Below are 11,147 nucleotides of genomic sequence, written 5' to 3'. Positions count from 1 at the left end.
GATTTCCTTGCTATTCCGCGGCCTGCAGGCGGGCCGGTGCGGGACCCAAATCTCCGCCAAAATCTTCCCGGAAGTGCTTCAGTGCGCTCATCACTGGGTAGGGCGTGAATCCGCCGAGCGCGCACAACGAGCCGAATTTCATCGTGTTGCAGAGGTCTTCGATCACGGCGAGGTTTTCCGCGACGCGCTCGCCGTTGATGATCCTGTTGATGGTCTCGACGCCGCGGGTCGAGCCGATCCGGCACGGCGTGCACTTGCCGCAGGATTCGACCGCGCAGAACTCCATGGCGAAGCGTGCCTGCTTGACCATGTCGACGGTGTCGTCGAACACCACGATGCCGCCATGGCCGATCAGGCCGTCGCGCGCGGCAAATGCCTCGTAGTCGAACGGCGTGTCGAACAGCGCGCGGGGGAAGTAGGCCCCGAGCGGGCCGCCGACCTGCACCGCGCGCACTTCGCGTCCGGTGAAGGTGCCGCCGCCGATCTCGTCGACGAGCTCGCCGAGCGTGACACCGAACGCGGTCTCGAACAGTCCGCCGAATTTGATGTTGCCGGCGAGCTGGATCGGCATCGTGCCGCGCGAGCGGCCCATGCCGAAATCGGCATAGGCCTTGGCGCCGCTGTCGAGGATGAAGGGGATCGCTGCGAACGACAGCACGTTGTTGATCACGCTCGGACGGCCGAACAGGCCCTTGTGCGCGGGCAGCGGCGGTTTTGCGCGGACAATACCGCGGCGGCCCTCAAGGCTCTCCAGCAGCGAGGTCTCTTCGCCGCAGACATAGGCGCCAGCGCCGACACGTACTTCGAGATCGAACTCATGCGCGGAGCCGCCGATCCGCTTGCCGAGCAAGCCGGCGCTGCGGGCCGCGACAATGGCCGCGTTCATCGCCTCGACCGCGTGCGGATATTCCGAGCGGATGTAGATGTAGCCCTTGGTCGCGCCTACCGCGATACCCGCGATCGTCATGCCCTCGATCACGACGAAGGGGTCGCCTTCCATGATCATGCGGTCGGCGAAGGTGCCGCTGTCGCCTTCGTCGGCGTTGCAGACGATGTATTTACGGTCGGCGCTGGCCTGCGCCACGGTCTTCCACTTGATGCCGGTCGGGAAGCCGGCGCCACCACGGCCGCGCAGGCCCGAGCTGGTGACGTCGGCAAGGATCTGGTCGGAGGTCAGCGTCAGCGCGCGCTCCAGGCCCCTGTAGCCGCCATGGGCGCGGTAGTCGTCGACCGAGCGCGGATCGACCACGCCGCAGCGGACGAAGGTCAGGCGGGTCTGGCGCTTCAGCCAGGGAATCTCGTCCGTGACACCGAGCCGCAGGGCGTGCTGGCCGTTGCCGGCCATCGCATCGAGCAGCGACGGCACGTCGGGCGGCGCCACCGGGCCGAAGGCGATACGGCCTTGCGTGGTCGAAAGTTCGACCATCGGCTCCAGCCAGCACAGCCCGCGCGAGCCGTTCCTGACGATCTCGATCCCTGCGCCACGCGCTGCCGCAGCCTGCTCGAAGGCGAGGGCGACATCGTCGGCGCCGACGGCGACGGCCGCGGCATCGCGGGGCACGTAGATCCGCATCGTCATCGCTGTGCCTCCGCGACCAGCGCGTCGATCCGCGCTTCGTCGAGCCGGCCGACCAAGCGGCCGTCCAGCATCGCCGAGGGCGCGGTGGCGCAGAGCCCGAGGCAGTAGATCGGCTCCAGCGTCACGCGCTCGTCCGCCGTGGTATTGCCCAGGGATACGCCGAGCTTGGCCTCCGCACGCTCCGCAAGCCGATCGCCGCCGGCGGCCTGGCAGGCCTCGGCGCGGCAGAGCTTGAGGACGTGGCGTCCGGCGGGTGCTTTTCGGAAGTCGTGGTAGAAGGTGAACACGCCGTGCACCTCGGCGCGGGACAGATTGAGCGCCTCGGCGACCATCGGGATCGCGGGCTCCGGTACGTAGCCGAAGGCCTCCTGGAGCGCGTGCAGGACCACCAGCGTGGCGCCTTCCAGCCCGGCATGCTCGGCGATGATTTCAGCGCCGCGCGCCGTGTCCCAAGGTTCGTATCCCACCGTCATCAGCGCTTCTCACGATCCGTTTTTTGCTGCGCACATGAGAATTGGAATCCTTCGAAACATCAATAAAGCTGTCTCATGCGGCGATTGCGAAACGCGATTAATAGCGTTGCCGAATGGACCGATCCGGAATCGCAATAATGTTCTGGAATCACGCACTTCCGGGGCGCTTTGGATTTCGGGATCGCACCCCGATCGTGCTACCTATCGACGCGTCGGGCCGCCGCTTGGGGCGCCGTTTTCCGAAGGGATTTGAACCTTGATCGACAAGCTGGAACTTCTGCTGGCGCTGGCCAAGGAGCGTCATTTCGGCCGGGCTGCGGAGGCCTGCGGCGTTACCCAGCCGACCATGTCGACCAGTCTCAAGCAGCTCGAGGAGATCCTCGGCGTCATGCTGGTGCAGCGCGGATCGCGCTTCCAGGGTTTCACGCCCGAGGGCGAGCGGACGCTGGACTGGGCGCGGCGCATCGTTGGCGATGCGCGGGCGATGAAGCAGGAGATCAACAGCCTCAAGGACAAGCTGTCGGGCGAGATCCGGATCGCGGCGATCCCGACCGCGCTCGGCATGGTGGCCGCGCTCACCACGCCGTTCCGGGCGCGCCATCCCGATGTGCGGTTTCGGATCCAGTCCTGTACGTCGGCCGACGTGCTTGGCCTGCTTGAAAATCTCGAGGTCGATGCCGGGCTGACCTACATCGAGAACGAGCCGATCGGGAAGGTTCGCACCATCCCGCTCTACAACGAGAGCTATCGCCTGCTGACCGCGCCGGATGCGATGTTCGGCGACCGCAAGCAGGTGACGTGGAAGGAGGTGGGCACCGTGCCGCTGTGCCTGCTGACGCCCGACATGCAGAACCGCCGCATCATCGATCGCGCGCTGACCTCGGTCGGCGCGGAAGCGACGCCGACGCTGACGTCGAATTCATTGCTGGTGCTCTACACCCATGTGAAGACCGGACGTTGGGCCAGCGTGATGCCGGCCAAGCTCGCCGAGACGCTGGGCCTTGCCGATGCGGTGCGCAGCATTCCGATCGTCGATCCGGTGGTGGACTACAGCATCGGCCTGGTGATCCCGCAGCGCGATCCGATGACGCCGCTGATCGCAGCCCTGGTGCAGGTCGCGCGCGAGGTCGCGCCGAAGCTGGAGAGCGCGTAGCGAGCGGCCATCGGCCGAGGCGTTTCCATCATGGTTCCTGCCCGAGACGATCGCAGGGCTGCTCCTTGCGAAGCGATTGCTATTTTCGCTCGATCATTCAGATGAAGCGGCGCGTTCGCCGCGAAGCAATTGTTCCGTGAACGCGATAACGTGGAACTCAGCGGCGGCTCGCTGGTTTCATTGCGGCGTCCCGGTCAGCGAGAGGAGCCGCTTTGAATCGTCGCCAGTTACTCCACGGATCGGCCGTGTTGCCGACACTATTGCTGTTGCCGCAGCGCGAGGCCGCAGCCGTAGGGAACACGTCGGACACAGCTTTCAACCCGTCGATGGTAAGGGAGCTCGCGCGCAACCTCGCAGCCAAGTCGTTCGAGGCGCCGGACGAGAAGCTGCCCAATGGCCTGACCGATCTGAACTACGATCAGTACCGTTCGATCCGCTTCGCGCCGGAGCGCGCGTTGTGGCGTGGCGCGAAACTGCCGTTCGAGGCGCAGTTCTTCCATCGCGGCTTCTTCTACAAGAACAAGGTCAGGATTTTCGAGGTCGCCGACGGCAAGGTCAGCGAGGTCGGCTACAGCAAGGACATGTTCTCGTTCGGCGAGACCGTTCCTCCGTTCACCGAGGCGGATCTGGGCTTTGCGGGATTTCGGATCCACGCGCCGATCAACAAACCGGACTATTACGACGAGGTCTGCGTCTTCCTCGGCGCGAGCTATTTCCGCGCGGTCGCCAAGGATGAGACTTATGGCCTGTCGGCGCGCGGCCTGTCGATCGATACCGGCGAAGCCAAGGGCGAGGAGTTTCCGTTCTTCAAGGCGTTCTGGCTTGAACGTCCGGTGCCCAACGCGACCTCACTCGTCGTTCATGCCTTGCTCGACAGCAAGAGCTGCGCCGCAAGCTATCGCTTCACGATCAGGCCGGGCAAGACCACGGTGTTCGATGTCGAGGCATCGCTCTATCCGCGCGCCGATCTCGAGCATGCCGGCCTCGCGCCGATGACGAGCATGTTCTTCTTCGGGCCCAATGATCGCAACGAGGTCGATGACTTCAGGCCGTCGGTGCACGATTCCGACGGCCTTGCGATCTACAACGGCAAGGGCGAGAGCCTGTGGCGTCCGCTGAGCAATCCGCGTGACCTGCAGATCAGCACGTTCCAGGACATCAATCCGCACGGCTTCGGGCTGATGCAGCGGGAAAAGAATTTCTTCGCCTATCAGGACATCGAATCGAGCTTCGAGAAGCGTCCGAGCCTGTGGGTAGAGCCGATCGGCGACTGGGGCGAGGGCGCGGTGATCCTGTTCGAGATTCCGACCAAGGAAGAGATCCACGACAACATCGCCGCGTTCTGGCGGCCGAAGGCGCCGTTCAAGGCCAAGAGCGAGACCAATCTCACCTACCGGCTGCATTGGGGACCTGACGCGCCGAAGCCGCATTCGCTCGCGCGCTTCACGCGCAGCGGCATCGGCGCGCATGGCGAGAACAGCAAGCTGTTCGTGCTCGACCTGTTCGGCGACAATCTGAAGGGGATCGATCCCGCCAGCATCAAGGGCGTGGTGTCGGCCGAGAAGGCCGAGATCACCAACATCGTCACGCAGCCGAACCCGAATACGGGTGGGTGGCGGCTCAGCTTCCAGTGCGCGGTGAAGAAGGAGCCGATCGAGCTGCGCGCGCATCTCGCGCAAGACGACAAGCCGCTCTCGGAGATCTGGGTTTATCGATGGGCGCCATAGTCACGTCGCCACATCCGGACGTCGCCGCTGAGGCCGACGGTTTCCTGCCGCACGAGAGCCCGCTTGCGATGGCGGCGGCCGATCTCGGCCAGCCGCCTCGCGCAGTGAGCAAGCCGGTATCGGTCGGCGCCGGCATGTCGATGCGCCGCGCCTTCATCCTGGTGCTGACGGCGGCGCTGACCGGCGCGGGCGCCTATGAGATGTACATGGTGGTCCAGGTCGGCGGCGTGACGATCATGGAAGGCATGGTGCTGGTGCTGTTCGTGGCGCTGCTTGCCTGGATCGCATTTTCCTTCGCCTCGGGCCTGGCCGGTTTCTTCGTGCTGCTTCGGCGCAAAGGCAACGCGTTGCCGATCCGCGAGGATGGTCCGCTGCCGCAGCTCGCGAGCCGGACCGCGGTGCTGCTTCCGACCTATAATGAGAACCCGCATCAACTGATGGCGCGCCTCCGGGCCATCTACGAATCCATCGAGGCGACCGGGCAGAGCGAACGTTTCGACTGGTTTGTGCTCAGCGACACCCGCGATCCCGATATCTGGATCGCCGAGGAGCAGGCGTTCCTCGCGCTCAGCGATGCCTGCGGCGGGAGGCTCTACTACCGGCATCGGGCCGACAACACGGCACGCAAGGCCGGCAATGTCGGCGAGTGGATCACGCGGTTTGGTGGCGCCTACGAGTTCATGATCGTGCTCGATGCCGACAGCCTGATGTCGGGCGACACCATGGTGCGGATGGTCCATGCCATGGAGACCAATCCGCAGGCGGCGCTGCTGCAGACGCTGCCGGTCATCGTCAACGCGCGCAGCCTGTTCAGCCGCTTGCAGCAGTTTGCCGGCCGGCTCTACGGGCCGATGGTCGCCGCAGGCGTTGCGTGGTGGCACGGCTCCGAGGGCAATTACTGGGGACACAACGCCATCATCAGGATCGAGGCTTTTGCGCAGCAGGCCGGCCTGCCCGAGCTCTCCGGACGCAAGCCGTTCGGCGGACATATCCTGAGCCACGACTTTGTCGAGGCGGCGCTGATGCGGCGCGCCGGCTGGGGCATCTACATGGCGCCGATGCTCGGCGGCAGCTTCGAGGAGGTGCCGCCGTCGCTGCTGGATTTCGCCGCGCGCGACCGGCGCTGGTGCCAGGGCAATCTGCAACATCTCGCCGTGCTGCGTACGCGCCGCCTGCACTGGATCTCGCGGCTACATTTCATGACCGGGATCGGATCCTACATCACCGCGCCGATGTGGCTGTCCTTCCTGCTGCTCGGGATCCTGATCTCGTTGCAGGCGCGCTTCATTCGTCCCGAATATTTTCCGAAGGGATTTTCGCTGTTCCCGAACTGGCCGGCGCAGGATCCTGTGCTCGCCGCCTGGGTGTTTGGTCTCACGATGGCGCTCCTGATCGTGCCGAAGCTGCTCGGATTCATCCTGCTGCTGACGCGGCGGGAGGTGCGCCGGCAATTCGGCGGCGGCTTTCGGGCGCTGACGGGTGTCGTCGCCGAGGTGCTGATCTCGGCGATGATCGCGCCGGTCATGATGGTGTTCCAGTCGATTGCCGTGGTCGAGATCCTGCTCGGCCGCGACGCCGGCTGGCAGACGCAGCGGCGCGACGACGGCGAGGTCGAGCGGCAGGAGCTCTATCGCAAGTACGGTGTCCCCACCGCCTGCGGTGTCGCGATGGCGATCAGCGCCTGGGCGGTGTCGCTGCCGCTGCTGCTGTGGATGTCGCCGGTGATCATTGGCCTGTTGTTTGCGATTCCGATCGGCGCCTGGACGGCGAAGCCTGCGACGCGCGCGCTGTTCGTGACGCCGGAGGAGAGCGGGCCGCCGCGCGTGCTGGTCCGTGCCAACGAGCTGGCGTCGCAGCCCGCCCACGCCTCGGCCCCCGCGCTCGCAATGCTCCGGCAGGATTCCGGCCTGCTGCAGCGTCATCTCGCGTCGCTGCCGCCGGCGCGGCGCGGCGGTCCGGGCGAGATCGACCTTCATCTCGCGGTTGCGCGTGCGCGGATCGAGGCGAGCGACAGCTTTGACGAGGCGCTCGCGCATCTGACGCCACGCGAGACGCTGGCCGTGCTCGGCGATCCCGCGGTGCTGGAGGGGATACTCGCGAAGTAGCGTGGGGGCTCAGGCCGCTTCGGGCAGTCTGGTTTGCAGGGACCGCGGATCGCGGGGCAGGGTGACGCGGACCACGGTGCCGACGCCGAGCTTGGAGCGCAGCTTCATCGAGCCGCCGTGCAGGTTGGTGAGCGAGCGCGCGATCGCAAGTCCGAGGCCCGAGCCCTGGTAGCTCTTGGTGAGCTGGCTCTCGACCTGCTCGAACGGCTTGCCGAGCCGCCGCAGCGATTCCGGCGCGATGCCGATGCCGCTGTCGGCGATCAACAGCACGATCGAGTCGTCCAGCATCTGGCCGCGCACCAGCACGCGGCCGTTGTCCGGCGTGAACTTCACCGCGTTGGAGAGCAGGTTGACGATGATCTGCTTGACCGAGCGGCGGTCGGCGACGACCGAGATCGTGCTTTCGATATCCGATTCCAGCGACAGGCCCTTGTGCTCGGCGCGGCCGGAGACCACGCGCAGCGACTCGGCGAGGATGCCGGAGAGGTCGAGCGGCTCCATGTCGAACTTCATGCGGCCGGCCTCGATCTTCGACATGTCGAGAATGTCGTTGATGACCTCGAGCAGGTATTTCCCCGAGGTCAGGATGTCGTGGCAGTACTCCGCGTACTTGTCCGAGCCGAGCGTTCCGAACAGACCGCTGCCCATGATCTCGGAGAAGCCGATGATGGCGTTGAGCGGCGTGCGCAGCTCATGGCTCATATTGGCGAGGAATTTCGACTTCGCGGCGTTGGCGTCCTCGGCGCGGGTCTTTTCCTGCGAGTATTTCTCGGCGAGGTCGGCGAGCTCGACGGCCTGCCGCTCCAGCTCGGATTGCGAGCTCTGCAGGTCGATCACGGTGGCGCGCAGGCGCAGATCGTTGTCGACCAGCTTCTGCTCGTGCGCCTTGATGCGGGTGATGTCGGTGCCGACGGAGACGTAGCCGCCGTCCTTGGTGCGGCGCTCGCTGATGTGCAGCCAGCTGCCGTCGTCGAGCTGGGCTTCGAAGGTGCGGGCGCCGGGCGCCGGCACGCCGCTTTCGTGCAGGCGGGTGCGCACCTCAGGCATGCTGCCGACCTCGATCACGGTCTCGTAGGAGGTGCCGGGGCTGACGGCGCTGTCAGGCAACTTGTGCAGCCGCTGGAAGTGCGAGTTGCAGAGCACGAGGCGATCGTCGGCATCCCAGAGCACGAAGGCCTCCGGAATGGTCTCGATCGCGTCGCGCAGCCTGAGGTCGGCTTCGACCGACTTCTCGGCGAGGCTCTTCTGCTCGGTGATGTCGACCGCAATGCCGATCAGATGCAGGCCGCTGTCGGCGGCGGCGTGGCTCAGCTCGCAGCGCACGCGCAGCCAAATCCAGTGGCCGCCGACATGCCGCATCCGGAAGCTCTGGTCGATGTGATCGATCTTGCCCGAGATCAGCTGGTCGGCGATGTCGAACAGGTTGATGTCGTCGGAATTCACCAGCGCGTTGACCTCGCCGAAGGTGAGGAGGTCGTTGCGGGTATCGAGGCCGAGCAGGGTGAACATCGACTGCGACCAGAATATCCGGCCGCGCGACAGGTCCCAGTCCCACAATCCGCAACGGCCGCGATTGAGCGCGGTGTCGATCCGGCCGCGCACGGCGTCATTGATCAGGTCGCCTTCGCGGGCGCGGGTCGATTGCCAATGGAAGGCGAAGCCGAGGATCAGCACCACGAAGCTCGTGGTCGCCGACAGCGTCACCGAGAGCGCGCCGTCCGATCCCCAGATCGGCTCGTTCATCTCCTGGATGACGACGACCTGGCCCGGCAGCGACTTGACCAGCGCAGAGATCGCCAGCGCGCCGGTGCCGTTCGGCAGCGTCATGTCGCTGACGGTGCCCTGCTGGCCCGGCGCGATCAGGAGCTGCGCCGTGGAGACGATGTCGAGGACGCGGTCGGTCTCCCCGGTGCCGTCGATCGGCACGCGCGCCAGCACGCGATGATCGGCGCTGGTGATGATGACGTGGCGGCCGTAGGCGATGCCCCAAGACGGAATGAGATCAGGCAGCAGCTCCTGCATCCGCTCGATGTTGGCGAGGCGCTCGCGCCGCACCGAGGTGAGGCGATCGAGACGCTCGGCGAGGATGTCGGAGAGCGCGGCCAGGTCGCGCTTCATCGCGCCGCGCTTCTGCCGGTTCTGGTCGATCACCTGGACGAAGGCGCCGAGGCAGATCGTGATGAGGAAAGCGATGATGAGAGTGGGCACAGCGCGGCGCAGTGCAGGCTCGGCCGTCAAGAGCCTGTGATAGGCCGGTTTTGCGATCGACTGCGCCAATCCCTTGATCGAATCGGATTGGACGCACGCGTTCGCTGCATGCGCGCGCGCCATGCCCTGGACCCCCGCTCTAAGCTGATTTTTACCCGGTTCGGATGCTCCCCACGATGCATCCGAATCATGATCATTTGAATCCAGATTTCCGGGACTGTCGAGAGTCAACGATTCGTTAATGCGAAATAATTCTTGTCAAAAACAGAATCGGGATGCCCAAGGTGAGTCCGAAAGGAGAACGGCTCCGTAGAATTACGCGCGCTCGGGCTCTGCGTGACTGATCACACGTTTCACGGTCGGAAATGCGCGGCGCATCTTGCGTTCGATCTCGTCGACGCCTTCGTGCACCTTGATCACACTCATCGTTGGCGCGGCGCGGCAATGGAAGTTGACGATCTCGCCGGCGTCGGTGTTGCGGACCCGCACATTGTGGATGTCATGGATCGCGCCGCCATCGGCAAATCCGGTCAGCGCGGTCTTGATGGCGTCGACACGGTCGGGCGCGGCGTCGGTTCCCCACGGCAGTTCCGGCTCGAGCGGCTCGATATGGGTGTCGACCTCGACATCCTCGCCGAAGTCCTCGCGGATCGCGCGCTCGAGCTCGTGGGCGACGTCGTGGGCGGCGTCGAGCGCCATGTCGCTGTCGACCTCGAGGTCGATGCTGACGATCAGCTTGCCGCCAATGTCGTGAACGGTAACGTGGTGGATGGCGAGGCCGGAGTTGCGCGCGATCACCATGATGCGCTCGCGCACGCTCTCATTGTCGCGCGCCACCGGCACCGCGGTGAAGGTGAGGTCGGCGTCGCCGAAGGTTTTAGTGACCGCCTCCTGCGCCCGGCGCTTGATGTCCTCGACACGGTCGATCGGGTAGGTGCGCGGCACCGCGGCGATGGCGTCGATGAAATGCGTTGCGCCGACCATGCGGACCCGCAGGCGATCGACGTCGACCACGCCCGGCACCGCCTTGATGGCGGCGGTGGCTTTCTCAAGCGCGCCCTCGGGCGCGCGGTCGAGCAGGGTCTCGACCGTCTCGCGCGCCATGCGCAGGCCGAGCAGCGCGATCATCACGGCGACCGCAATCGCCGCCGCGGCGTCGCCCCACCAGAAGCCGAGGCCGGCCATTACCAGGCCGACGATCACGGCGGCCGAACCCATCACGTCGGAGGCGAAATGCAGCGCGTCGGCGGCCAGCGCCTGGCTCTTGGTGTCGCGCGCCGCACGATGCAGCGCGCGGGCGCGCCACAGATTGACGCCGATATCGAGGAGGAGAACGATGAAGGGAATGGCCGAGATCGACGGCGGCGGCGCGCCCTCGCGCAAATGGCTGTAGGCCTGCACCAGGATGCCGCCGGCCAGCACGTAGAGCAGGGCGATGACGCCGAGCGCCGAGACGCTCTCGAACTTGCCGTGGCCGTAATGATGCTCGGCGTCTGCCGGCTGGTCCGACACCCGTACCACCGCCCAGGTGATGATGGTGGCGACCAGGTCGATCGACGAGTGCAGCGCCTCGGAGATCAACGCCAGTGACCCGATGGCGATGCCGACGACGAATTTCGCCACGGCCATGCTGCCACTGGCGAGGATCGAGATCGCGGCGACGGATGTCTTGGTGTTGGGCGCGCTGGTGCTGGAAGAGCTCATGGGCGGCGGTTTAGCAGGCCATCTGTGAACATCAAGTGTCAGTCACGATGCGCAATCGCCACTCACTTGCAATTGCATCATTGCGCCGATCACGCCGTCGTCCTGGCGAAAGCCAGGACCCATAACCACAGGGTTGTGTTGTTGAAGTGAGCTGCCGCAACTGTATCGCATCATGACTCGCATTCGGGGTAATGGGTC

7 protein-coding genes are annotated in these 11,147 nt (G+C 65.5%); 3 read left to right on the top strand and 4 right to left on the bottom strand.

What is annotated here, in order from left to right; all coding sequences use genetic code 11:
* Positions 1-10: 10 nt before the first annotated feature.
* Both H8A92_RS12530 and H8A92_RS12525 read right to left on the bottom strand, forming a co-directional pair.
* A complete protein-coding gene (locus tag H8A92_RS12530) occupies positions 11-1,579 on the bottom strand; it encodes an NADH-ubiquinone oxidoreductase-F iron-sulfur binding region domain-containing protein (protein WP_229196088.1) in 1,569 nt (522 codons plus the stop codon).
* Positions 1,576-2,052, bottom strand: coding sequence for a formate dehydrogenase subunit gamma (locus H8A92_RS12525; protein WP_229196087.1), 477 nt, complete (start codon positions 2,050-2,052; stop codon positions 1,576-1,578). Before H8A92_RS12525 ends, H8A92_RS12530 begins: the two co-directional genes overlap by 4 nt.
* A 256-nt stretch (positions 2,053-2,308) precedes the next feature.
* On the opposite strand from H8A92_RS12525, the gene H8A92_RS12520 reads away from it, so the two are divergent.
* The 3 genes from H8A92_RS12520 to mdoH all read left to right on the top strand — a co-directional run bounded on the left by H8A92_RS12520 (position 2,309) and on the right by mdoH (position 7,037).
* Positions 2,309-3,205: a LysR family transcriptional regulator gene (locus tag H8A92_RS12520; RefSeq protein WP_229196086.1), complete on the top strand. Its 897-nt coding sequence runs from the start codon at positions 2,309-2,311 to the stop codon at positions 3,203-3,205.
* 212 nt (positions 3,206-3,417) lie between these two features.
* Positions 3,418-4,932 carry a glucan biosynthesis protein G gene (locus tag H8A92_RS12515; protein ID WP_229196085.1) on the top strand — a complete coding sequence of 505 codons (1,515 nt, stop codon included), beginning with the start codon at positions 3,418-3,420 and terminating at the stop codon, positions 4,930-4,932.
* A complete protein-coding gene (gene mdoH, locus H8A92_RS12510) occupies positions 4,920-7,037 on the top strand; it encodes a glucans biosynthesis glucosyltransferase MdoH (protein WP_229196084.1) in 2,118 nt (705 codons plus the stop codon). The genes H8A92_RS12515 and mdoH overlap by 13 nt, the downstream gene beginning before the upstream one ends.
* Positions 7,038-7,046: 9 nt before the next feature.
* Here mdoH and H8A92_RS12505 read toward each other — a convergent pair whose 3' ends face one another.
* On the bottom strand, positions 7,047-9,368 hold the full coding sequence (locus tag H8A92_RS12505) for a sensor histidine kinase (RefSeq protein ID WP_229196083.1): 2,322 nt from the start codon (positions 9,366-9,368) through the stop codon (positions 7,047-7,049).
* Between the two features lie 192 nt (positions 9,369-9,560).
* Complete coding sequence (locus tag H8A92_RS12500) at positions 9,561-10,949, bottom strand: cation diffusion facilitator family transporter (RefSeq protein ID WP_229196082.1); 1,389 nt, start codon at positions 10,947-10,949, stop codon at positions 9,561-9,563.
* Positions 10,950-11,147 lie beyond the last annotated feature (198 nt).

Source organism: Bradyrhizobium acaciae (genome assembly GCF_020889785.1).
GTDB lineage: Bacteria > Pseudomonadota > Alphaproteobacteria > Rhizobiales > Xanthobacteraceae > Bradyrhizobium > Bradyrhizobium acaciae.
This window is presented reverse-complemented; position numbering and strand designations above follow the sequence as displayed.